Origin of the sequence: Iodobacter fluviatilis, assembly GCF_900451195.1 — a bacterium.
Taxonomy (GTDB): domain Bacteria; phylum Pseudomonadota; class Gammaproteobacteria; order Burkholderiales; family Chitinibacteraceae; genus Iodobacter; species Iodobacter fluviatilis.
Map to the genome: position 1 here is coordinate 1,630,817 of NZ_UGHR01000001.1, position 21,776 is coordinate 1,652,592.

A 21,776-nucleotide genomic window follows, 5' to 3' on the forward strand; every position below is an offset into this window, starting at 1 on the left:
TATGCGAATTGCTCTGATTGCCCCCTTGCCGCCAGAGCAAAGTGGGATTGCAGATTATGCCGATGCATTTCAAAACGCTTTAAGCCAAGAAGGCTTAGAGATGAGTTTGCCATTTAAAAATAAACGCCTTGGCCATACCGCACAGCAAGTTGATTTGCAAATGAAAAAAATAAACTGGCGGGATGTGGATTTAGTCCACGCCGAGCTGGGTGGCGGACGAAATGGTGAGTTTTTAGCCCTAGAATGGCTGGCCCGGCATCACCCGCTATTACCTTTAAGTGCAACAGTGCATGATCCAGAGCGCTTAATCTGGCGGCCGCCTGGCTGGCCCAATGCTCTGAGTAAGCATCTGCCGCGTCGCGCTTATCAGGTGCTGGTTCTTTTGTGTGATCCGTGGACGCTGGCGCGCGAGCGCCGCTTAGCTGCAAAGTTAACATCCTTAATTACACTCACTGATTTGGGCGCGCGTTGTTTAGCGCAAAGGATGCGCTTGCCTGAAGGTAAGGTGCTGCAAATTGCGCATGGTAATCAGATTGTGCCTGCCTGGCCCTTGCCGCCTTTGCCTGCGAAAGGCGCTTTAAAACTGCTGTATTTTGGGTTTATTTATCGGGGGAAAGGGATTGAAGATTTAATCGCCGCGCTGGCCATACTTATTGCAAAACGCCCTGAGGCCATGCTGGAGCTGACCCTTGCTGGGGGCACAGCGCCTGAAATGACCTTTGCTAATGGGGCTTCTTATCTGGATGAATTAAAAACGCTCTTAAAAGCGGCCGGATTACCGGCGCATATGGTGCGCTGGCAGCTTGATGTGCCAACGGCAGAAATAGTGCCTTTGATTCAATCGCATCATGTTTTGATTTTGCCGTATCAGGAGTCAAAAAAGCTGGCTTTTCTCGGGCAGATGCGTGGTACAAGCGGTGTGTTGTCTTGGGCTGCTGCTTGCGGGCGCAGTGTGATCAGCTCTGATGCGCGTGCTTTTGCTGAAGAAGTCTCTTTTGGTAATGGGGCTGTTTATCCTCAGGGTAATCAGGCTGCTTTGGCGGCACAGCTGCTGCAACTATTGGATCAGCCTGCTCTGTTGCAGGAAAGAAGCAAGGGCGCAGAGGCGCTGGGCATGGCGCGCCGCTGGCCCAATATCGCAAAGCAATTCAGAAAACTATTTGCAAGCCTGATTCAGGGTAAACCCAATGCGCTTCATTAATTGCTGCTTGTTTACGGCCTTACTTGCTGGCACTGCTTTGGGAGCAGAGACAAAGCTGGTGGCCTCAAAACCGCTGGTCTGGCGTGACTTTTTAGGGGTGAATGCGCACTTTTTATGGTTCAGCCCGCAGCAGGCGGCGCAGCAAATGGATCGCTTACGTGATTTAGGGCTGGAGTGGACCCGTGTTGATTTGCACTGGGACAGGCATGAGGCCAAAGAAAATGAATACTTATTTAAGCCCATCGATCATGTGGTGGATGCTTTAAAAGAAAAGCAGCTTAAATCTGTTTTTTACTTAGTGGGCTCAGCGCCCTTTGCCAGCAGTGCGCCTGCTTCGGCCAGTAATAAAGATCAGTACCCGCCAAAAGACAATGAAGTTTTTGCAAAACGCTTGGGGATGCTGGCGCACCGCTATCCATCGGTAGATGCATGGCAGGTCTGGAACGAGCCTAATTTGCCCAGTTTTTGGCAGCCAGTAGAAAATGCGGCCGATTACGGCAGGCTGTTGCAGTCTTCTGTGCGGGTATTAAAGCAGGTGGCACCCAGCAAGCCTGTGGTGATGGCAGGGATGGCGTATTACAGCCAGATGCCGGTTAGAAAAGGGCTGATGCTGGAAGAGCTGGGCAAAATGGGCGCTTTAGGCTTAGGGGCCGTTGTCGCTTATCACCCCTATAGCCAGGAGCCGGAAGGTGATGAAGTTAAAGCGCGGGATTTTATTCTGCGCTCAAAAGAAATAAACCAGCGTTTGCGCGCCATGAAAGTACCGGGGATCTGGGCGACGGAATGGGGCTGGTCCAGCTACGCCGGTCCTGAGGAAGAGCAAAAAATTATTGGTGAGGCGGGGCAGGCCGATTATCTCTTGCGCCGCCTGGTGCTGATGAGTGTGGCTGATTTTGATCGCATTTTTTTATTTGCTTTGTCTGATCTGGATAGCCGGGCGGGCGTTCGGGACCGAAGCTACGGGCTGTTAAATCTGCAAGGCAAACCCAAGCCTGCATATACGGCACTGGCGCGTTTTTTAAAGATCACCGGTCCCAGACTTTTGCCGGGCGATGCCCCTGATTATAAAGGGACGCTGGATGGTCTTTATAGCGTGGGCTGGAAAAAGCCCGATGGCACACATCTCTGGATGTTCTGGGCGAATCAGCCCGGCCAGCTGGAGCTGGCTTTATCAGGTGATATCACGCTGCATCAGCCTTTAAGCGGGCTTAAAACCTCTCTGAAGTCTTCAACCCTTGCGGTGACGCGTCAACTGCAAATTTTGGAATGGCGCTGATGGCCTCTTCATCCGACAGGCAGGCTGCCGCTTTGCTGGCTTCACCGCATCGCTCATTAAATATTCTCTGGACGCTGCCTTATTTGCCGTGGCCCACCACCAGCGGTGGTAAGTTGCGTCAGTATCATTTATTGCGTGCGCTGGCTCATCGTGGGCACCGAATTACCCTGCTGGTGCAAAGTAAAGAGCGGCTTACGCCAGAGGTGAAGGCTCAGATTGAGCGCATTGTTGACCGCTTAATTGTTCTGCCCCGCAGGCCTTTAAGGCATCCGCTTACTTTGGCTGCGGCAGCATTTGCCCCTTATCCATTACTTGCCAGTGTGAATGGCTTTGCTTCTAGGCTGGAGCGCGTGTTTGCTGCGCTGCTAGAGGGCAGTTGGGATGTGATTCAGATTGAGCACAGCTATGGTCTGCAGCCGTTTTTACGTCAGCTGCAAGTCAGAAAACAGCCGTTTTTGCTGACTGAGCACAATGTGGAATCGTCGCTTGGGGCGGCGACTTATCAGCAAATGCCCGCCTGGATGCGGCCCTTTATCCGCTTTGATCAATGGCGTTACCGGCTTTGGGAAAAACGGGTGCTGAGCGCAGCTTGCTGTGTTGCCGCGGTAACGGCAGAAGATGCAGAACGGCTTGCAAAAATCGGCCAGCGGGCGGTAGATGTGGTGATCAATGGCGTGGATACCGCTGCATTTGCCCATGTATGGCCCAATTTAAACAGCCAGCGAATATTATTTATTGGCAACTTTGAATACCCCCCCAACCGGGATGCTGTGGTCTGGAGCTTAGATGAAATTATGCCCGAAGTATGGGCGGCACAACCTGATGCACGCTTTGTCATTTGTGGCTATGCCATGCCGGATGCCTGGCGCACACGCTGGCCCGATTCAAGAATCGAATGGTGTGGTTTTGTGCCTGATTTAACACTGGAGCAGCAAAAATCAGCGCTTTTTTTAGCACCACTGCGTGAAGGGGGCGGATCAAAGCTGAAGGTGCTGGAAGCACTGGCTGCCGGTTTGCCTCTGGTGAGTACGCCGCAGGGGGTTTCTGGGCTGGCGCTGCAGGCAGGGCAACATTACCGCGTAGGGCAGACGGCGGCTGAGTTGGCTTTGGCTGTGATCCGGCTCTTAAATCAGGGTGAGGACGCCCGTGAAATGGCCGAGGCAGGCCGTCTTTATGCTTGTCAGAATAATGATTGGCAAATCAGCGCCAGCCAACTTGAAACCCTCTACCAAAAAGTAAAACATGCGGATCGGAATTGATTATCGCCCGGTAACGGCCGCGCCTTATTCGGGAATTGCCCGGCAGGTGCTGGCGCTGGAGCAGGCATTGCAAACTTTTGGCGAAGTGTATCGCTTTACTGCTGCGCCCCTAGGCCACCCTCATCGCCAGATTGCGTATTGTCCTGCATCGGCAAGCCCCGTTAATGGCCTGCACCGCCCGCGTGAGCGCGTGAAGTTTGAGCTTGGCTTTTTGCCGCAGGCGATTAAAAACACTATGCCGGATGTGTATATCGCAACGGCAAATACCGGCCTGCCTTTTTGGCAAACCCCGCCAGATACCCGCTATGTTTTGCTGCTGCACGATGTGTTTCAGCTGACGATGGATAATCATCATGGCAGTCGTTTAAAAGCGATGGCGTACCGGCAGATTGATCGCTTTGGAATGAGCCGCTCAGTAGCCTTGGCCGATGCAATCTGGACGCCCTCGGGTTTTACTGCATCAGAAGTGGCCAGATTGTTTCCGCAGGCGGCGGCAAAAATTGCGGTGCTGCCCAATGCGGTGCCTGCGGTGCAGCCTGCCGCGACATCATGCTTACCTGAGGGAATTCCGGCGCAATACTGGCTGGTGGTGGGCACGCGTGAGCCACGCAAAAATATCCCTTGGTTTGTGGCTGCATGGCTGGCGGCCCGTCAGCAGCACAGCAAGGTGCCAGCGCTTGTTTTAGTCGGCAGCCAGGCCGATTTACCTTTGGCCCTGCGCGGCTTGGATGGACTGATCTGCGTATCAGGGGTGAGCGACGCTCAATTATTGGCGCTCTACGCCCATACGGCTTGTCTGTGGCAGCCATCACTTGCCGAAGGTTTTGGCCTGCCGGTGATTGAGGCGCTCGCTCAGGGCGCGCCGGTGGCTGTGGCGGAAGGCTCGGCATTAGATGAAATCGCGCCGCCCAGCTCGCCGCGTTTTTCTCCTTATGATGGTGATGCATTACAAGAGCTGATGCTGAGCCTAGCGCTCTGCCCGCAGGCAAAAGATCCATCAGGGCAGGAATGGGCTGCGCGCTTTGCCATGCCTTCGTATTGTGAGCGCTTAGGGGTGTTGCTGGCGGCTTTGCGGGTGGGTCTGTAATGGCGAGGGTGTTACTTGCTTTGCTCTGTGCTGTTTTTTTTTCGGTGGTTCTGGCTTTCTCTTCGGCTACCGTGATGTTTGCAGCCATTGCGGCACTGGTCCTAGTGCTGAATGTGCTCAGATTTCCCTTTATGGGGCTGATTTTTTTTGGTTTTGTGGCAACATTTATTCCCTATACCACGGTGAATGTCGGCATTCGCGTCACGATCTCAGAGGCGATATTAGGCATGGTGTGGCTGGGCGTTTTCTGGCAAATGATGCAGGGGCGGCTGGCTTGGCAGTTTGGCAAAACAGAGCAGCGCTTACGCTATCTTATGTTTTACAGTGCGCTGCCATTTTTAGTCGGCCAGTTCATGATGAGCGGCGCAGAAGGCAATGGCCCTGTGAATTGGGCGCGCTGGTTATTAAATTTATCGCCCTTACTGCTTTTTCCTGTTTTGGTGGATAACGGTTTACGTCGTGATCAGCTGATTGTTTCCCTGCTGCTGGGCACTTTAGTGATGCTTTTGTTATCAGTGGGAATGTTTTTAAAAGATCACGATGCCAATACGTTTATTGTGATTTTAGAAAAGCTGAAATATGCCCACCCGGAAGCCGTGAAAGATATTTTTTCGGCCAATTTCTCACGTATGGCATCACCGTGGGTGCACCCAAATTTAACGGGGGGCGTGCTGGTGTTGTTTCTGCCTCTGGCCTTTTTTTATGCTCTGATGCAGCAGGGCTGGCGCAGATTGCTGGGCTTGAGTGTGGTGCTACTGGGGGCTGCGGGGCTGTTATTCAGCAGCTCCCGCGGGGCCATTGTCAGCCTTACTTTGGTGCTGCTGTGGCTGGCTTCTTACCGTGTTCCCTATGCAGGGCGCGTCATAGGGGTGGCGCTGGCCCTTGCTGTGGCTCTGGTATTGTTTTATCCGCCATTGCAAGAGCGGCTGGCAACGACTTTTTCCAGCAGCAATGCCAGTACAGAAATTCGTATGGACGAATACCGGCGTTTCCCGGAGGCCATGGCGCGTTTTCCGCTTGGGATTGGGTTTAAGGTTGATCCCCCGCCGCCCAAGACTAATCTGCTCGGCATTTCTAATCTGTGGCTCAACTTTATTTACAAGCTGGGCATCCCCGGCATGCTGCTGTTTATTGCCGTCACCACGGCATGGTGGCGCGAATGCAGGCCACGTACTTCTTTGCGTGAGATGAGCCCGGAGCGGGGTATCTGGATTGGTTCGGGGGCAGGGCTGCTGGCGGCCTTGCTAACGGGTTTATTTGATCATTACTACAGTTTTACCATGGTTCTGATTGCGCTTTTTTGGTTAGTAATGGCGATCAATCTTCAATCTGCACGCAGCTTGCGCCAGGGGCATGATCCATTGCTCTGTGATGAGCCTTATAGGAAAACAGAAGTATGAAACATCGGATTTATCATTCCACCGCACTGCGGACACGCCTTGAAGATTACGCGCACAAGCTGGGTGTTGTGCAGAGTGAGCTGGCAGACAGCTATCACTGGATGCTGGCTAATGATGTTGTTTTTGAAGAGGGTGACGAGGCTCATCCGCGTGTATCGATTTGCTCGGTGAATATTGAATCGCGGATTACTCACCCATTGGCGCGGCGTTTTTATGCCCTGCTCAGGGATGAAATTCCTACCACGCTGGTTCCCTGCTACGGCATTAACTGGCCCACATTTAAAGATCGCTGGCTGCGGGCATGGGAGCAGTGCTACAACATTCTGATTAATAAAATCCCCAGCCATCATTTGCGTCTGGCATGGCTGCGTTTGGGTGGCGCTAAAATCGGTAAAGGCTCGGCGGTATGGCGCACTACCGAGATCTTAGGCGTAGAAAACCTAGTGATTGGTGACGATAGCTGCATCGCATGGCACTGCCAGATTGATGCGCGGGCCGGGCTGATTATCGGAGATCATGTGGCAGTGGCCTCGCATGCCAAAATTATTGCGGGCAGCCACGATTTAACTGCGCCCGAGTTTTGGTCGATATCTGCCCCTATTTATATCGAAGATTACGCATGGATTGCCACGGGGGCGTTGATTGGCCATGGCGCACGCATTGGCCGTGGTGCTGTGGTAACGGCCAATACCTTAGTCAGCAAAGAAATTGCCCCGTATAAAATTGTGGGTGGTTCTGGGGCCAAGGTGATGGGTGAGCGTCCGCATGATTTAACTTATAAAGTGGGCGGCAAAGGCCTGTTTACGCTGTTCTACTAGATGCGTTGTTATGCTCAATAATACGGTTTTTCTGACCTTAGCCACGCTGGCGGGCCTTGTTCTCGGCTTTGGACGTGAATGGTTGCTGGTGGCAGATTGGGGCGCAGGGGCGCGGACAGATGCTTATCTGGTTGCGCTATTCTTGCCCGAGGCTCTGCGTACTATGCTGGCTGGTGGCTTATTGTCTGCCGCTGCTTTGCCGCTCTGGCAGGCTCAGCCCGCTTCTGCTCAGCCTTACTGGCTGGCAGGGCTGCTCAGGCATTTTTTATGGCTGGGGCTGGCTCTGGCCCTAGGGATCATGCTGGGCGCGCCGTATCTGGTGAAAATAATCGGGCTGGGCTTATCTGACACAGATGCTTGGCAGGCGGCTCAGTCTTTGCGCTGTCTGGCATGGGTGATTCCGGGCTTATTACTGCAGGCGATCTTCACGATTCCCATGCAGGCAAACAGCCGCTTTGTGCTGCCGGGGCTGGGCTCCTTCTTGTTTAATTTACCGGTTGTTATTTATCTGGGCTTAGCAAAAAAAGCGGCGGATCCAATGACACTGGCCCAGTGTTTTATTCTGGGCAGCATCCTGATGTTGCTGCCGCTCTTGCCTCCGGTCTGGCGCATGGGCTGGCGGCCCTGGTATGCTGCGCCTCGAGGTCAAATTATCGCAGTGTGGCGGCAGCTCTGGCCGCTTTTAAGTAGCAGTGCCGCCAGCCAGGGGCTGACCTTGCTCGAGCGGCTGGTGGCGTCTTTTTTGGGCGAGGGCTCTATCACCCTGCTTAATTTAGCGCGCAAGCTGGTTAATATCCCCCTGATTGCCCTGATGAGCTTAAACCAGATTTTGCTGGGAAAAATGAGTGGCGAAGGGCAGATAGTCAGGCGAAAAATGCTCGATGCAGGTTTGTTGCTCTGCACCTTATTAACCCTGCCTGCCGCAGTGTGCTTAATTGCAGCTGCACCTGCATTAGTCGATTTACTTCTGCCTCACGGTTTAGCGCAGGGACCACTGCCTGCCTTATTGGCTATATTTGCGGTATCTATTGTTTTTGGTGCATGGAATGCTTTGCTTGCTCGTTATTACTACGCAGCAGCAGATACTCGTACTCCTTTAATTTGCGAGCTGAGCGGAAGCGCTGTGCAGGCTGTGTTTCTGCTTGGTTTACCTTGGTTTTTGGGTGTATGGGGGATTGCCGGTGCGGTGATGGGCGGAGTATTGAGTACAGGCTGGATGCTGTGCCGAAATATCGATCAGGCCCTGCTGAGGGATGTTCTGAAATGGGCAGTGCTCGCGCTTTTATTATGCGCACTGGCCGTTTTTGCGTGGGCTGTGCAGGGGCGAATGGCCCAGCTGGCGGTGGGGTTGTTCAGCGCTTTGCTGCTGTTTGTTTCAGGGGCTTACCATTTAAAAAAGAAACTGGGCAAGATAGGGGTATAAAAATCAGGGCTAAACACTATGCTGATATTCTCATCGCCCGGACGCGATGCAGGAAATGGCTATATTTAATTAAGTGATATGTTGAGTGTGAGGCTATTGTGAAATTACTGCTACTGATGCTGTTGTTGCCTTTTTACGTATTGGCAGGCGAGCCGCTGATTTATGCGGATGATAGTTATTTCCCTGTGATTTATAAAGATAAAGAGGGGCAATCAGCCGGGATTTTGTCTCAGCTCTTGCTGCATCATGCAAAAATAACGGGCACTAAATTAGAAATTGAGCATACTTCGTGGCGAAGGGCTTATGAATTTGCCACTCAGGGGCGGGGTGGTGTGATTGGTTTATCTAAAACCTCGGCCCGATTGAGTTTGTTTGATTATTCTGATCCAATATTTGATGACAATATCAATATTGTAGTAAAAAAAGGCCGTGAATTTCCTTTTAGTAAAGTTGAAGATTTAAAGGGTAAATTGGTCGGTGTTCATTTAGGTGCAAGCTATGGAGAGTTTTTTGACCAGGCCGTGGCAAATAAGATGCTGAGTGCCGACGCAAGCGCCGTGCCCGCTGTAAGATTAAAAAAATTACTTCATGGCCGTATTGATTGTGCATTAGTTGGGAGCGGCCAGCTTGGTCTTGATAGTATTGTGGATGCAGATCCTGAGTTAAAAGCCAATAAATCGCAATTTGTGATTTTAAAACATCCCCTAGTAAAAGATACTTTATATCTTGGTTTTGCAAAGAATATGAATATGCTTAAGTATTTACAATTGTTTAATCAATCGATTGCAGATGCTAAGCTTAAAAAAATAATTCCTGAGACGATTGATTAAATTGAGCACAATAAAAAAGGCAGGTTGTTACCTGCCTTTTTTATTGTGTGCGTATTGGATTGAGTTTCTGCGAAAGCGCTTACATACAGCGTCCAAATAAATCCAGAGCCAGCTGATAGCCCCGCATGGCTAATTGCGCATCATAGCGTAAGCCTTCATCGCGCATAAAAGCATGCTGTCCGTTGACTTCGTGCCAGCTGAAATTAAGCTCGGCCTCGCTCATCTTTTGATAAACCAAGGCGCGCCCCGCTGCGGGGATATGTGGGTCTTGTTTGCCCCAGAACATCATCAGCTCGCCAGAAATATCCGCCAACCTATCCATGCTGTGCTGGCCGGGCAGGTTTGGAATCACGTTAGTATGCAGATCCGTTGCGTAAAAGCAGGCTGTGGCTTTAACCTGGGGCTGCAAGGCGGCACGAAACGCCAGATGGCCGCCGATGCAAAAGCCCATCGCGCCAATTTGCCCGTTGCACCATGGCTGATTGGCCAGCCATGCGATCACGGCTTCGTTATCGCTGTCATAGCCTTCTGCGGATTTATTGGCTTTATCACTATTGCCCTTATCGCTGCCTGCCTGATCGTAAGCCAGCACCGTGCCGATAGGGTTCAGCTCATGGAAAATCTCCGGCACGACAACTGCATAGCCATGCCCTGCCATCAGCCGTGCTGAGCGCTCAATCGGGCCGGTCTGCTGAAAAATCTCTGAATAAAGCAAAATCGTCGGATAGGCTTTATCGCCTTCAGGACGATGCACATAGCTACGCATGATGCCGGTTGGTGTGGGCAGATCGACAATGTGTTTTTGAATGATCATGGTTTTTCCTGAGCGTTAAATCTTGAACTGGGGAGCTTCTTAATCCCATAGATGGGAAAATGGCTCTTAAGAAAAAAGCTGCAACTGAAAGGATGGAGCGCTAAACCTTAAACCACAAAGTAAAACGAGGACACAGAGCTTACAGAGACAAACGATTAGGTGTTGGTTTTCTCTGTGAAGCTTTGTGTCCTCTGTGTTTTCTGTGGTTCAGGAATTAGTAATTTAAATGCAATTACATATTCGGATAATTTGGGCCGCCGCCGCCTTCTGGTGTGACCCATGTGATGTTTTGCATGGGGTCTTTAATATCGCAAGTTTTGCAGTGAATACAGTTTTGCGCGTTAATTTGCAGGCGCGGGCCGCTGTCACTTTTGATGATTTCATACACTCCCGCTGGGCAGTAGCGGCTTTCGGGAGAATTGTATTCTTTTAAGTTAACGCTGATTGCAAGGCTTGCATCGGCCAAGCGCAAATGGCAGGGCTGATTTTCTTCGTGGTTGACGTTTGAAATATAGAGCGATGAAAGCTTATCAAAGCTGATCTTGCCATCCGGCTTAGGATAGTTAATCGGTGTGCATTCATTTGCAGGCTTCAGGCAAGCATGATCTGGTTTTTTATGGCTGAAAGTCCAAGGCAGGCGCACACCAAAGCTGGCCAGCCACATCTCGAAACCACCGTACATTGAACCAAAAATATTGCCAAATTTTGACAGCGCCGGTTTGATATTTCTGACCTTGTCTAAATCCTGCCAAACCCAGGAGGCTTTAATGGCTGCCGGATAAGCAACTAGCTCATCGCTGCTGCGGCTTGCTTTGAGTGCATCGACCACGGCGTCTGCCGCCAGCATGCCGCTCTTCATGGCATTGTGCGTGCCCTTGATGCGTGGCACATTTAAAAAGCCAGCCGCACAGCCAATGAGCGCGCCGCCGGGGAAAGTCAGCTCAGGGATGGATTGCAAGCCGCCTTCAGAGATAGCCCTTGCGCCGTAGCTTAAACGCTTGCCGCCTTCAAATAGCCCGCGAATGCTTGGGTGCGTTTTAAAGCGTTGGAACTCATCAAAGGGGCTGAGATGTGGGTTGCTGTAGTTCAGATGCACCACAAAACCAACGGCCACTAGGTTGTCTTCTAAGTGATAAATATAAGAGCCGCCACCGGTACTGTTATCCAGCGGCCAGCCTTGTGTATGGCTGACAAGGCCAGGCTTGTGCTGGCCGGGCGTGACTTGCCATAGCTCTTTAAAACCAATGCCGTATTTTTGTGTGTCGGCGTGATCACGCAAATTAAATTGCGCTTCCAGCAGCTTAGTCAGCGAGCCACGTACACCTTCGCCAATCAGTGTGTATTTAGCGTGTAGCTCCATGCCGGGCGCGAAATCGGCTTTTTGCTTGCCGGTTTTATCTAAGCCCATATCGCCTGTGACCACGCCTTTGACTGCGCCGTTTTCGTGATAAAGCACATCGGCGGCAGTAAAGCCGGGGTAGATTTCTACACCCAGACCTTCAGCGTGTTCCGCCAGCCAGCGGCAAATATTGCCAAGGCTAACGATATACGCACCGTGGTTATTCATCAGCGGCGGCAGTAGCGGGTTGGGGATGCGGAAAGCCTGATCTTCATCCAGCAACATAAAGCGATCGTCTGTGACCGGTGTTTTTAGTGGTGCGCCCAGCGCTTTCCAATCCGGGATCAGCTCATCCAGTGCAATCGGATCAATCACCGCGCCGCTTAGAATATGCGCGCCTACTTCTGCGCCTTTCTCCAGAATACAGACGCTGATTTCCTGGTTTGCGATGGCCGCCAGTTGCTTAATGCGAATCGCCGCCGATAAGCCAGCCGGGCCAGCGCCCACAATCAAAACATCGTATTCCATCACATCGCGGGTGATTGCTTGCATGGGTGTTCCTTGTTGCATTGTATTTATATATGGCAGGGCGTTTTCCCTGCAACAGGGGGCGCATTATCGCACAAGGCGTAGTCTTGTTGAGCGGCGGCGCTTTGCTTAGTATCAAACTAAGTGGCAAACTGACTCTCGTCCATAAAGGAGATTGTATGCTGGAAATCATTCAGGCTGATTTATCCCATCCACAGCATGCCGAGGCGGTGGTGTACTTATTAAACCAATATGCGCTTGATCCTATGGGCGGGCATGAAGCTTTATCTCCCTTTGCTCAGGCCAATTTAATTACTGAATTAAAAAAGCGCAGCACGGTGCATATCGTGCTGGCGTTTAGCGATGGTGCGCCAGCCGCTTTGGCGATTTGCATCGAAGGTTTTTCGACCTTTGCTTGTCAGCCATTACTGAATATCCATGATTTTGCAGTACACCCTGATTTTCGCGGGCAGGGGCTTTCTAAGCGCATGATGGCTAAGGTAGAAGAGATGGCGCGTGGCTTAGGCTGTTGCAAAATTACTTTAGAAGTATTGGAAGGGAATACGCCTGCTTATTCACTCTATAAAGCCTATGGCTTTGTAAATTTTGAGTTAGACCCTAAATTGGGCCATGCAGCGATGATGCAGCTAAAGTTAGTGTAATGACTGATGTTGTGCAGCCAAAATCCACTCTCAATGCCCAGTAATCTGGATTTAGGTGATTGCTGCGTAACATCAGGTAATCGTTTACGTAACCGAGCAAGGGCGCGTACCATGGCCGCCCTTAAGCCTTACAAGCAGGATCACAATATGAATGCTGGATTAACAGACGACGAATTTGAAGCGCTTAAAGAAGTAAGCCGAGGCTTAAAAAGCAAAAGGCTAAGCCCGCTGGTACTGAAACATGCCAAGCTTCTTTCGGGCCTGAAATATGTAGATTATGGCCGCAATGGCATTATGAAAATCACCGAAAGAGGCACGCAAACGCTGTTTATGAAGCATTGCATCGACGGCTTGCGCAAAATTGCAGTAAATCCTATCGCGCTGCTGGATGCGAATGTTAAAGAGTTTCTGCTGAAGAAATCCCATATCAGCTCGATCGAAGGCGCAGTGGGTTATGAGATTACGGCTAAGGGCGCAGAGTCTTTGGCTGATATCGATGCACAGCAAAGAAAGTAGTTTTTTATTCTGTGTTTTAAAAGTGGGCAGGCTTTAGCCCTGATGAAATTTCATAAGTCGTGTCAGATAGATAAATAGTGCGCGACTAAAGTGCTTCTGAATCTTTTTAGAAGCTGGGTCATGCGCTATTTATGGGTTTTACTGTTTTGTTCGTACTGCGCTGCAGAGCCGGCCCTGCCGGAGTTTACACAGCACAGCCCTGCTGCATGGATTAACAGCCCGCCACTCAAAGTCGCTGATTTTAAAGGCTCGGTGCTGCTGCTCGATATCTGGACGTTTGAATGCTGGAATTGCTATCGCTCATTTCCATGGCTCAATGATTTATCTGCGCGTTTTGCAGGCAAGGGGCTGAAAGTAGTGGGCATTCATTCCCCTGAATTTGATCGGGAGAGGGCGCCTGCTGCTGTGGCGGCTAAGGCTGCAGAGTTTGGCTTTAAGCATCCAGTTATGATCGATAATGATTTTGCTTACTGGAAAGCCCTGAATAACCAATATTGGCCAAGCTTTTATCTGGTTGATAAGCGCGGTGTGATTCGTCAGCGCTTTGTGGGGGAGACGCACCTTGGTGATGCTCAAGCACAAAAAATTGAAGCTGCGCTTAATGTTTTATTACTTGAGCGGCCTTGATGGTGGCGTGCTCAGACGATGGGCTGGCGCAGCACAATCTGATCACTGCTCGTTACCCCAATCGCGACTTCTTTGCAGCGCTCAATAAACAGGGCCATGCCTGGCGTGATGTATTTTTGCTTGTGCCAGATAAAATGAAATTGCCTCTTAAAATCCAGCCCGGCCACGGGGATTTCAACCAGACTGCCGCGCCGGAACGCTTCTTTTAAAGCCAGACGTGAAATACAGGCAATGCCCATGCCGGATTCCACCGCGCGTTTAATCGCCTCGGTATGCTCCAGCGCTAGGCGGATATTGAGCTGAGATAAAACATGGCGCATGCCATGCTCAAAGGTTTGCCGCGTACCCGAGCCGGTTTCGCGGGCTATCCACGGCGTGGCAACCAGATCATCCAGCGTGACGACTGCCTTGTGGCTGAGGGGGTGATCGGGTGCGGCAAAAATCACCAGCTCGTCCGCCACCCAAGATTGCGCCGCTAAATCAGGGTGCGAGCAATCGCCTTCAATTAGCCCAAAATCCAATTCGAATTCTGCGACTTTTTTAACAATATTGGCGGTGTTGTGCACGTCCAAATCAATGCGGCAGCCGGGGTGGTTTTGCATAAATTCGCCGATCAGCAGTGTGGCGAGGTAATTGCCGATGGTGAGTGTTGCCCCGATACGCATTGGCCCCAGGCCTTCTTTGCCCTCAAACAAAGCTTCCATTTCATGGGCGCGATCGAGTAGCTCAATGGCACGAGGTAAAATTTTGTGGCCCAACTCGTTTAGTTGTAATTTTTTACCTATCCGGTCAAACAGTTTGATTTGAAACTGCCGCTCAAATTCGGTGAGCGAGGTGCTGGTGGCCGATTGGCTCATCCCTAAATGCTCCGCCGCACGAGACACATTCTCTGCACGGGCCACGGCGGTAAATACTTCGAGCTGTCTGAGGGTGTAGTTCATGGGGTATCTGGATGTACGGCGTTAAAATCTTAAAAGATCTGCAGACACATTGAACGCAGGAAAATGACGGGCTTAAAAGCTTAATGCCACTCATTTTGCGGCCAGAGAAGCTTTTTTCACGGCTTTTTTCTCAGTGCTCTCTGTGTCCTAAGATTTTTGCTTTGTCTATAATACATGCCTTTAAAGCATGCATATCTGGAAAATGGAATATCTTTATCAAAGATTGGTATTTACCAGATATTCTACCTTGCCCTACAATGTGCGGCAAATAGGAGGGGTTTATGAAGGTTCTCGTCGCGGTTAAGCGTGTAGTGGATTACAACATCAGGCCACGGATTAAGGCTGATGGCTCGGATGTGGATATTGCTGGCGTTAAGATGAGCATCAATCCCTTCGACGAAATTGCCGTAGAAGAAGCATTGCGCCTGAAAGAGCGCGGTGTAGTCACAGAAATTGTGGCCGTGACCATTGGCACTGCCGCATGTCAGGACGTTTTACGCCATGCCTTAGCAATGGGCGCAGATCGGGTGATCTTGCTTGAGAGCGATCTTGAGCTGCAGCCGCTGGGCGTGGCCAAATTATTAAAAGCCGTGGTAGATAAAGAGCAGCCAGGCCTCGTGATTTTAGGCAAGCAGGCGATTGACGATGATGCAGGCCAGACCGGCCAGATGCTATCGGCATTGATGAATGCAGGCCAGGGCGCGTTTGCTTCCAGCATTACCGTAGCAGATGGCGAAGCGGTTGTGGTGCGTGAAGTAGATGGCGGTACAGAAACCGTGGCGCTTCAATTGCCCGCGGTGATTACTGCAGATTTACGCCTGAATGAGCCGCGCTTTGTGAAGCTGCCGAATTTAATGATGGCGAAGAAAAAGTCGATTGAAACTATCTTTGCTGCCGATCTCGGTGTGGACGCCGCGCCGCGCTTAAAGCTGCTTAAAGCCGCTGAGCCTGCCGAGCGTAAAGCCGGTATTAAAGTTGCAAATGTGGCTGAATTAGTCAGCAAGTTGCGTGAAGCAGGGGTGATTGGATAATGACTGTATTGATTCTGGCCGAACACGACGGCAAGCAAATTAAAAAAGCCACCCGCCAAGCGGTAACTGCTGCTGCGGCATGGAATGCGCCCGTACATCTGGTGGTGCTGGGACATCATATTGATGCGGTAACGGCCGAAGCCGCAGCCATTGCAGGCGTCAGCGAAGTGATTCGTGTGGATGCGCCTGCGCTGGCACACGCGCTAGCCGAAGATGTGGCTACGCTGCTGCTTGATCTTGCACCAAAGTACCCAGTGATTTTAGCCCCGCACACCGCCGCGGCAAAAAATGCCCTGCCCCGCGTGGCTGCGCTGCTTGATGTAGCCATGATTTCTGATGTGATTAGCATCAGTGCACCCGCAACCTATATCCGCCCAACTTACGCCGGTAGTGTGCTTGCAACGGTTGAAAGCCGTGATACGGTGCAAGTATTAACCGTGCGGGCAAGCAGCTTTGCTGCTGCAGGCAATGGCCCGGCGGCAAATATTGTGGATTACGCTGCACCTGCTGCTCAGACACAAGCGCGTTTTGTGTCTGCCACGCACACGGTGAGTGATCGTCCTGAGCTGGCTTCTGCTGCCGTTGTGGTGACTGGTGGACGCCCGCTGGAAACCCGTTTTGATGCAATTTTAAATCCGCTGGCGGTAAAACTGGGCGCAGCCATTGGTGCAACGCGTGCCGCTGTGGATGCAGGCTACGCACCCAATGATATTCAGGTTGGTCAGACGGGTACTGTTGTCGCGCCTGAGCTCTATATTGCCGCAGGTGTATCGGGTGCAGCCCAGCATTTAGCTGGTATGAAAGACAGTAAAGTGATTGTGGCGATTAACCTAGACCCAGATGCAGCGATTTTCCAGGTGGCAGATTTTGGTTTAGTGGCCGACCTGTTTGAGGCCGTGCCTGCGCTGACTGCTGCACTGGCTTAAACGTGTAGGGCGGGAGCATGCCGCCAGCGTATTACTTATTTAAAACGGCGGGTTCAAACCCGCCCTACGTTATTGAAAAGAGAAAAACATGAGCGCTTTTGCTACCGAGCACGTGTTATCGGTTCGTCACTGGAACGATACGCTGTTCAGCTTTACGACTACCCGCGATGATTCGCTGCGTTTTGAAAACGGCCAGTTTGTGATGATTGGCTTAGAAGTAAACGGCAAGCCGCTGATGCGCGCTTATTCGATTGCCAGCCCAAACTACTCCGAAACGCTGGAGTTTTTCAGTATTAAAGTGCAAGACGGCCCGTTGACGTCCCGTCTGCAGCACTTGAAAGAAGGCGATCCGCTCTTGGTTAGCCGTAAGCCGACAGGTACTTTGGTGTTGAGCGATTTAAAGCCTGCCAAAAACCTTTATTACCTTTCAACAGGCACGGGTCTTGCGCCATTTATGAGCTTGATCCAGGATCCTGAAGCTTACGAGCAATACGAAAAAATTATTCTGGTTCATGGTGTGCGTACCGTGAGCGAGCTGGCGTACGCTGACTTCATCCAGAAAGAGCTGCCACATAATGAGTTCTTTGGTGAAGAAGTACAAAAGAAGCTGATTTACTACCCGACAGTAACGCGTGAACCTTTCCGTAATCAGGGGCGTTTAACCGACCTGTTTGAATCAGGTAAGCTGGAGCGCGATATTGGCCTGCCGCCGCTTAATCCAGAAACAGACCGCGCCATGCTTTGCGGCAGTCCGGCCATGCTGAAAGATACCTGCGCTTTGCTGGATGCGCGTGGCTTTCAAGTATCCAAACGCATCGGCCAGCCTGGCGATTATGTGATTGAGCGTGCGTTTGTAGAAAAGTAAACTTCGTTTTGATGCAATAAAAAATGGCCACGATGTGGCCATTTTTTATTGCTGTGCATTTTGCAGGGCGGTTTAATCCATCCATTTGCTATGAATATCACGCACGGTTCCATCATCTACCATTTCTTTGAAAATAGCATTAACCTTGGCTTCATCTTTGTTTTTTTGGGATTTTTTAGAAAAATGAATTGTGATTTGTGCTGTGCCCAGTAAAAATGTATCGCCAAATTGCTGAGTAAGCCCTAATTTTTTGATTGTGTAATTAATTGTTGATAAAGAGCCTGCGATGGCTTGAGAATCGCGATTTGCGACTGTTTTTTTTACCCCCATCATATAATTTTGCACAAGGTCTTTTTTAAGAAGGGGGTCTGCATCAAATTCTGGCTCAATATCCATCCCTCTGGGGACACTCGTGGTTATTTTTTTCAAATCCTCGTAGCGAATGACGGCTACGCCTTTTTTTGCACGCACACCGATATGCTCAGGAAATAAAAAAGTACCTTTATTTGCATACTCCTCATTGTTTTTGTTCCAAATCATGATTGAAAAGTCGGTGCTCCCCTTTTTTAAATGCTGAATCACTCTTATTGAAGGCGTGAGCGTTATTTGTGTGGTGTGACCACTTCTTTTGGTGAATTCTGTAAGTAAATCAACAAGAATGCCAGCATAAGGAGCGCCTGACAGATCTGGGTTTTGAAAGGCCCAAGGCGCTTCTTGAATTAAATCTACTTTGAATTCAGAGGCATTCGCCTGCTTACTTAATCCTATTATGCTTAATAAGAGCAGTGCTTTGAGAATAGGATGGATCATTTCTGCTTCCAGGATGCCGCTTAATGTGCAATCAGACAGGCATTAGCTGATGTGATAAGCCCTTTATAGACTAGGCATTTATCTTCTCGCAAAGCTGATCTGCTCGTGTTGAGTCAGTTAACGCTGAAAATGATCGCTGTTTCATCGTGTTGCTTGCGTTTTAAGAAAGGAAGCAACTTCCCTGGCTCCGCATTTTTTCAAAGGAGGGTATCTTTATTTCAAAGTACTCTTTTAGCAAATACGGATTCCCTTGCTGCCGCACTCACCGCTAACACGGCAGGATGGCTGAGCCGCCTTTCTACTGAAATCGCGTAGTAGTTCACGACTACAGATTTAATATGGCCAATAAGTTCGGCACCCTGTTGTTTTTGAATTTCTTCTTCCATGATAGCGGGTGCAGGAAAGACGCCTGCACCTGCTCTGCCAAATGCTTTCATCAGTGCACTATCATCAAACTGGCCAACAATCCGTGGCCGGATATCCTGTTCCTGAAACCAGCGCTGCAATCCAGCCTGCATGGCGACTTTATCGCCCAGTAGCAAGAAAGGGGCATCGTTCAGCGATTGTGGAAAACCCTTGCGGTAGCGTGCAGCCAGCTCAGGCACGGCATAAAGAGCGATATCGCAGTATCCCAGTGAGTGGTTAAACGCTTTAACGCCAAGCTCCGAAGGTAGAGGCTGGTCGGCGATGACTAAATCTAATTTATGAATGGCAAGCTCAGCAAATAAGCGCTCCAGTTTGTCTTCATAACAAATCAGCCGCACTGGGTCCGCTAGAGCTATGGCAGGAGCTAGCAGCTGATAGGCGATGGATTTGGGTACAGCATCTGCTACGCCTACCCGGAACGATTGCTCCGTACTGCCTCTTTTTAGTGTTTGCTCCAGCTCATTACCAATCTGAAAAATTTCCCGCGCATGCTCATTTGCCATCTCTCCGGCAGGGGTCAGTTCTAAGCGCCGGCCGGTGCGGCGAAATAAATCTGCACCTAAGGAGCGTTCTAACTCCGCCAGCTGGCCACTGATGGTTTGCGGGGTAAGGTGCAGTTGTTCTGCTGCCCGGGTAATGCTGCCCGCTTTGGCGACGTTCCAAAAGTAATAAAGCTGTTTGTAATTGAGCATGCCGGGTTTTCCATCAAGTTTTAACGATCTATTCATCAAGAATAATCTGTTTTTATTTGTGTAAAAGCAAGGCTAGAATAAACAAACAAATTGTCTATGCAGATTTATTGGCCAGCCGATTTCGTTTTCAATGACGTGTAAACAACCTTAAACCCAGAGCGCTTAAGCATAAGTAAGGGATGAGCCTGCTAAAAATGACCGTTCGCAGATCGGAACTCAGGGCTTCTTAAAGTGCAGGAGTTAAACGCGGTAAGCTTACAACTAAACCTGTGCAGCGATCATTTTTTACAGAATGCCTGTCTGCGCAATGGTTTGAGGGGAAGACTTGTTTCGTAGGGTCGGGTATCGGTCAGTGGTTGAAAGTCGCGTTGTGTTGCATCAGAAAAAGGTGCCGCGGCTTGTTTGCAGGACAAAAAAAATGAAAAGGATGCGGTGGTTTTTCTTAAGTAATCTGGCACTGATACTGTTGCTTGTAGTTGCTTATCACTTTATCGGAGCAGATATCCATCAATCTGCTTTGGGGTTTTTTGAAGTTTTAGTTGCAGTGTTATTTATTTCACTGTTCAGCGCATATTTTGCTTTTTTGTTTTCTAGATATAAAGCGAAGCAATCTTTGGAAAGCAAAATGCTGAATACACCACGAAATGATGTAGAAGGCTGGTTGCTGGCTACGGTTGCAAAACAAGCAAGGCAGGCAGGAATTCCTCGCCCGCAAGTGGGGATTTATGATTCTGCAGATATGAATGCATATGCATCAGGTGTCAGCCACAGCATGATTTCAGTGTCGAAAGGCCTCTTGTTTTTTATGCCAAGGGCAGAGGCGGAGGCCGTGCTGGGGCATGAAATATGCCACCTGGCTAACATGGATATGCCAAAGCTGATTGCTTATCAAGGCGTGCTGAACGTGGGGGTTTTTTATTTATCTGTACTCAGCAGCGATGTTGTTTTTGCTCTGTTTCTGATTTCGTCGGGTGAAATACTAGGGCTGATGGCCATGCTGTTTGCGGTTTTACTGTTTAGTGTTTTAACGGCGGCATTACTGATGCGGTTTTCACGTCAGCTTGAATTTTGTGCGGATGAAGGCGGGGCTGGCTTATCGCAAAGGCGGGCAATGATCGCCGCATTAGAGCGTTTAAGTGGCGAGCGCTATGCGCCTTTGCCGGAAAAAATGGCTGTTTTTGGAATTAAAGGCAGCCTTGCCAGTGGGGTGAAGCGAATATTTATGTCGCACCCCAGTTTGGATGAACGAATTAGCTTACTAAGGCGCCACGTTTAAGTTTTGGATTTGATGTAAGGATTTGTGGGCCTTTTTCTGTTTTTTTATCAATGGGAGTCTTAGCGTGAATGCAGCAGTTTCAATTGGCGAGCCGTGGATGTGGGGGGTGTTTATTGCCTTTGTACTGGCGATGCTGGCCCTCGACTTATTTGTGTTTGGTGGCAGCAAGGTCCACAAGGTCAGCGTTAAGGAGGCTGCAAGCTGGTCTTTGGTGTGGATTAGCTTAGCGCTGCTGTTTAATGCCGGTTTGTGGTGGTACTTAACGGGCACGGTAGGCGCAGAAATTGCTGATCGTAAGGCTCTGGAATTCTTTACCGGCTATTTGATCGAGAAATCGCTTTCTGTTGATAATGTTTTTGTCTTTTTGTTGATCTTTACGGCGTTTAATGTTCCGGCTGAATATCAACGCCGCGTGCTGGTCTATGGCGTATTAGGCGCGCTGGTGATGCGTGCGGTGATGATTCTGGCTGGCGCATGGGTCGTTCAGGAGTTTAGCTGGGTACTGTATTTGTTTGGCGCATTTTTAGTTGTTACGGGGGGTCGAATGCTGTTTGTGGCAGAAGAAGAGCCGGACATGACTCAAAACCCTGTACTTAGAATTGCACGAAAATACTTGCGTGTGACGGATGAGCATCATGGTGAGAAATTTGTCGTTCAGAAAAACGGCATCCGTTATTTCACGCCCTTGTTCTTAGTGCTGGTTTTGGTTGAAATCTCAGACGTGGTTTTTGCTGTTGATTCCATCCCCGCTATTTTTGCGATCACAACCGATCCATTTATTGTCTTTACCTCAAATATTTTTGCCATCCTTGGTCTGCGTGCTTTGTATTTCCTGTTGGCGGATATGGCAGATCGCTTTCACTTATTGCAATACGGCCTGGCGCTGGTGCTGACCTTTATTGGTACCAAGATGCTGATCATGCCTTGGTTTCATATGCCGATCGCTATCTCTTTAACCGTAGTGACGGTACTGATAGCGGGTAGTGTGGTCGCCAGTCTTTATGTATCGCGTAAGCCTGATTGAGTTGT

Annotated in this window: 21 protein-coding genes; 16 read left to right on the plus strand and 5 right to left on the minus strand. The window is 50.1% G+C overall.

Features of this window, described 5'->3' with window-relative positions; genetic code table 11:
• Position 1: 1 nt before the first annotated feature.
• From DYD62_RS07425 to DYD62_RS07460, 8 genes are all read left to right on the plus strand, one after another.
• Positions 2-1,201: a glycosyltransferase gene (locus DYD62_RS07425; RefSeq protein ID WP_115226746.1), complete on the plus strand. Its 1,200-nt coding sequence runs from the start codon at positions 2-4 to the stop codon at positions 1,199-1,201.
• Positions 1,188-2,477 (plus strand): GH39 family glycosyl hydrolase, encoded by a 1,290-nt coding sequence (locus DYD62_RS07430; protein WP_115226747.1) that lies wholly within the window; start codon positions 1,188-1,190, stop codon positions 2,475-2,477. The genes DYD62_RS07425 and DYD62_RS07430 overlap by 14 nt, the downstream gene beginning before the upstream one ends.
• Positions 2,477-3,736, plus strand: a complete 1,260-nt coding sequence (locus DYD62_RS07435) for a glycosyltransferase family 4 protein (protein ID WP_115228237.1) — start codon at positions 2,477-2,479, stop codon at positions 3,734-3,736. Before DYD62_RS07430 ends, DYD62_RS07435 begins: the two co-directional genes overlap by 1 nt.
• Positions 3,720-4,823, plus strand: coding sequence for a glycosyltransferase family 4 protein (locus tag DYD62_RS07440; protein WP_115226748.1), 1,104 nt, complete (start codon positions 3,720-3,722; stop codon positions 4,821-4,823). The genes DYD62_RS07435 and DYD62_RS07440 overlap by 17 nt, the downstream gene beginning before the upstream one ends.
• Positions 4,823-6,223: an O-antigen ligase family protein gene (locus DYD62_RS07445; RefSeq protein WP_115226749.1), complete on the plus strand. Its 1,401-nt coding sequence runs from the start codon at positions 4,823-4,825 to the stop codon at positions 6,221-6,223. Before DYD62_RS07440 ends, DYD62_RS07445 begins: the two co-directional genes overlap by 1 nt.
• Positions 6,220-7,041, plus strand: coding sequence for an acyltransferase (locus DYD62_RS07450; RefSeq protein ID WP_115226750.1), 822 nt, complete (start codon positions 6,220-6,222; stop codon positions 7,039-7,041). The genes DYD62_RS07445 and DYD62_RS07450 overlap by 4 nt, the downstream gene beginning before the upstream one ends.
• A gap of 10 nt (positions 7,042-7,051) precedes the next feature.
• Complete coding sequence (locus DYD62_RS07455) at positions 7,052-8,464, plus strand: lipid II flippase MurJ (protein ID WP_115226751.1); 1,413 nt, start codon at positions 7,052-7,054, stop codon at positions 8,462-8,464.
• 116 nt (positions 8,465-8,580) lie between these two features.
• The gene (locus DYD62_RS07460; protein WP_267896125.1) at positions 8,581-9,294 is read left to right on the plus strand and encodes a substrate-binding periplasmic protein; all 714 of its coding nucleotides are present in this window, start codon (positions 8,581-8,583) and stop codon (positions 9,292-9,294) included.
• Between the two features lie 79 nt (positions 9,295-9,373).
• On the opposite strand, the gene DYD62_RS07465 is transcribed toward DYD62_RS07460, so the two are convergent.
• Together DYD62_RS07465 and DYD62_RS07470 are read right to left on the minus strand one after the other, a co-directional pair.
• Positions 9,374-10,108, minus strand: a complete 735-nt coding sequence (locus DYD62_RS07465) for a dienelactone hydrolase family protein (RefSeq protein WP_115226753.1) — start codon at positions 10,106-10,108, stop codon at positions 9,374-9,376.
• Positions 10,109-10,340: 232 nt separating this feature from the next.
• On the minus strand, positions 10,341-11,999 hold the full coding sequence (locus DYD62_RS07470) for an electron transfer flavoprotein-ubiquinone oxidoreductase (RefSeq protein WP_233702883.1): 1,659 nt from the start codon (positions 11,997-11,999) through the stop codon (positions 10,341-10,343).
• 155 nt (positions 12,000-12,154) lie between these two features.
• Here DYD62_RS07470 and DYD62_RS07475 point away from each other — a divergent pair, with 155 nt between their 5' ends.
• The 3 genes from DYD62_RS07475 to DYD62_RS07485 all read left to right on the plus strand — a co-directional run bounded on the left by DYD62_RS07475 (position 12,155) and on the right by DYD62_RS07485 (position 13,780).
• The gene (locus DYD62_RS07475) at positions 12,155-12,637 is read left to right on the plus strand and encodes a GNAT family N-acetyltransferase (RefSeq protein ID WP_115226754.1); all 483 of its coding nucleotides are present in this window, start codon (positions 12,155-12,157) and stop codon (positions 12,635-12,637) included.
• 147 nt (positions 12,638-12,784) lie between these two features.
• On the plus strand, positions 12,785-13,153 hold the full coding sequence (locus DYD62_RS07480; protein ID WP_115228239.1) for a hypothetical protein: 369 nt from the start codon (positions 12,785-12,787) through the stop codon (positions 13,151-13,153).
• Positions 13,154-13,273: 120 nt separating this feature from the next.
• The gene (locus DYD62_RS07485; RefSeq protein ID WP_115226755.1) at positions 13,274-13,780 is read left to right on the plus strand and encodes a redoxin family protein; all 507 of its coding nucleotides are present in this window, start codon (positions 13,274-13,276) and stop codon (positions 13,778-13,780) included.
• Between the two features lie 11 nt (positions 13,781-13,791).
• Here the strand turns inward: DYD62_RS07485 and DYD62_RS07490 are convergent, their stop codons facing one another.
• Positions 13,792-14,721, minus strand: coding sequence for a LysR family transcriptional regulator (locus DYD62_RS07490; protein ID WP_115226756.1), 930 nt, complete (start codon positions 14,719-14,721; stop codon positions 13,792-13,794).
• A 281-nt stretch (positions 14,722-15,002) separates the two neighbouring features.
• On the opposite strand from DYD62_RS07490, the gene DYD62_RS07495 reads away from it, so the two are divergent.
• The 3 genes from DYD62_RS07495 (at position 15,003) to DYD62_RS07505 (ending at position 17,543) form a co-directional block, all read left to right on the plus strand.
• On the plus strand, positions 15,003-15,752 hold the full coding sequence (locus tag DYD62_RS07495) for an electron transfer flavoprotein subunit beta/FixA family protein (RefSeq protein ID WP_115226757.1): 750 nt from the start codon (positions 15,003-15,005) through the stop codon (positions 15,750-15,752).
• Positions 15,752-16,678, plus strand: coding sequence for an electron transfer flavoprotein subunit alpha/FixB family protein (locus tag DYD62_RS07500; RefSeq protein WP_115226758.1), 927 nt, complete (start codon positions 15,752-15,754; stop codon positions 16,676-16,678). Before DYD62_RS07495 ends, DYD62_RS07500 begins: the two co-directional genes overlap by 1 nt.
• Before the next feature lie 88 nt (positions 16,679-16,766).
• Positions 16,767-17,543, plus strand: coding sequence for a ferredoxin--NADP reductase (locus DYD62_RS07505; protein WP_099399176.1), 777 nt, complete (start codon positions 16,767-16,769; stop codon positions 17,541-17,543).
• A 72-nt stretch (positions 17,544-17,615) separates the two neighbouring features.
• Here the strand turns inward: DYD62_RS07505 and DYD62_RS07510 are convergent, their stop codons facing one another.
• Both DYD62_RS07510 and nhaR read right to left on the minus strand, forming a co-directional pair.
• Complete coding sequence (locus DYD62_RS07510) at positions 17,616-18,353, minus strand: substrate-binding periplasmic protein (RefSeq protein WP_115226759.1); 738 nt, start codon at positions 18,351-18,353, stop codon at positions 17,616-17,618.
• Positions 18,354-18,571: 218 nt separating this feature from the next.
• The gene (gene nhaR, locus DYD62_RS07515; RefSeq protein WP_218586914.1) at positions 18,572-19,507 is read right to left on the minus strand and encodes a transcriptional activator NhaR; all 936 of its coding nucleotides are present in this window, start codon (positions 19,505-19,507) and stop codon (positions 18,572-18,574) included.
• Between the two features lie 382 nt (positions 19,508-19,889).
• Between nhaR and DYD62_RS07520 the strand changes: the two genes are divergently transcribed.
• A complete protein-coding gene (locus tag DYD62_RS07520) occupies positions 19,890-20,747 on the plus strand; it encodes a zinc metalloprotease HtpX (protein WP_115226761.1) in 858 nt (285 codons plus the stop codon).
• Between the two features lie 97 nt (positions 20,748-20,844).
• A complete protein-coding gene (locus tag DYD62_RS07525; RefSeq protein ID WP_115226762.1) occupies positions 20,845-21,771 on the plus strand; it encodes a TerC family protein in 927 nt (308 codons plus the stop codon).
• Positions 21,772-21,776: the final 5 nt, after the last annotated feature.

Excerpts from the sequence above, each read along its gene's own strand:
- DYD62_RS07490 (WP_115226756.1), bottom strand. The coding sequence starts at position 14,721 with ATGAACTACACCCTCAGACAGCTCGAAGTATTTACCGCCGTGGCCCGT.
- DYD62_RS07485 (WP_115226755.1), top strand. The coding sequence starts at position 13,274 with ATGCGCTATTTATGGGTTTTACTGTTTTGTTCGTACTGCGCTGCAGAG.
- DYD62_RS07470 (WP_233702883.1), bottom strand. The coding sequence starts at position 11,999 with ATGCAAGCAATCACCCGCGATGTGATGGAATACGATGTTTTGATTGTG.
- DYD62_RS07450 (WP_115226750.1), top strand. The coding sequence starts at position 6,220 with ATGAAACATCGGATTTATCATTCCACCGCACTGCGGACACGCCTTGAA.
- DYD62_RS07445 (WP_115226749.1), top strand. The coding sequence starts at position 4,823 with ATGGCGAGGGTGTTACTTGCTTTGCTCTGTGCTGTTTTTTTTTCGGTG.
- DYD62_RS07520 (WP_115226761.1), top strand. The coding sequence starts at position 19,890 with ATGAAAAGGATGCGGTGGTTTTTCTTAAGTAATCTGGCACTGATACTG.
- DYD62_RS07425 (WP_115226746.1), top strand. The coding sequence starts at position 2 with ATGCGAATTGCTCTGATTGCCCCCTTGCCGCCAGAGCAAAGTGGGATT.
- DYD62_RS07430 (WP_115226747.1), top strand. The coding sequence starts at position 1,188 with ATGCGCTTCATTAATTGCTGCTTGTTTACGGCCTTACTTGCTGGCACT.
- DYD62_RS07435 (WP_115228237.1), top strand. The coding sequence starts at position 2,477 with ATGGCCTCTTCATCCGACAGGCAGGCTGCCGCTTTGCTGGCTTCACCG.
- DYD62_RS07465 (WP_115226753.1), bottom strand. The coding sequence starts at position 10,108 with ATGATCATTCAAAAACACATTGTCGATCTGCCCACACCAACCGGCATC.
- DYD62_RS07495 (WP_115226757.1), top strand. The coding sequence starts at position 15,003 with ATGAAGGTTCTCGTCGCGGTTAAGCGTGTAGTGGATTACAACATCAGG.
- DYD62_RS07475 (WP_115226754.1), top strand. The coding sequence starts at position 12,155 with ATGCTGGAAATCATTCAGGCTGATTTATCCCATCCACAGCATGCCGAG.
- DYD62_RS07440 (WP_115226748.1), top strand. The coding sequence starts at position 3,720 with ATGCGGATCGGAATTGATTATCGCCCGGTAACGGCCGCGCCTTATTCG.
- DYD62_RS07480 (WP_115228239.1), top strand. The coding sequence starts at position 12,785 with ATGAATGCTGGATTAACAGACGACGAATTTGAAGCGCTTAAAGAAGTA.
- DYD62_RS07500 (WP_115226758.1), top strand. The coding sequence starts at position 15,752 with ATGACTGTATTGATTCTGGCCGAACACGACGGCAAGCAAATTAAAAAA.
- nhaR (WP_218586914.1), bottom strand. The coding sequence starts at position 19,507 with ATGAATAGATCGTTAAAACTTGATGGAAAACCCGGCATGCTCAATTAC.
- DYD62_RS07460 (WP_267896125.1), top strand. The coding sequence starts at position 8,581 with ATGCTGTTGTTGCCTTTTTACGTATTGGCAGGCGAGCCGCTGATTTAT.
- DYD62_RS07505 (WP_099399176.1), top strand. The coding sequence starts at position 16,767 with ATGAGCGCTTTTGCTACCGAGCACGTGTTATCGGTTCGTCACTGGAAC.
- DYD62_RS07525 (WP_115226762.1), top strand. The coding sequence starts at position 20,845 with ATGTGGGGGGTGTTTATTGCCTTTGTACTGGCGATGCTGGCCCTCGAC.
- DYD62_RS07455 (WP_115226751.1), top strand. The coding sequence starts at position 7,052 with ATGCTCAATAATACGGTTTTTCTGACCTTAGCCACGCTGGCGGGCCTT.
- DYD62_RS07510 (WP_115226759.1), bottom strand. The coding sequence starts at position 18,353 with ATGATCCATCCTATTCTCAAAGCACTGCTCTTATTAAGCATAATAGGA.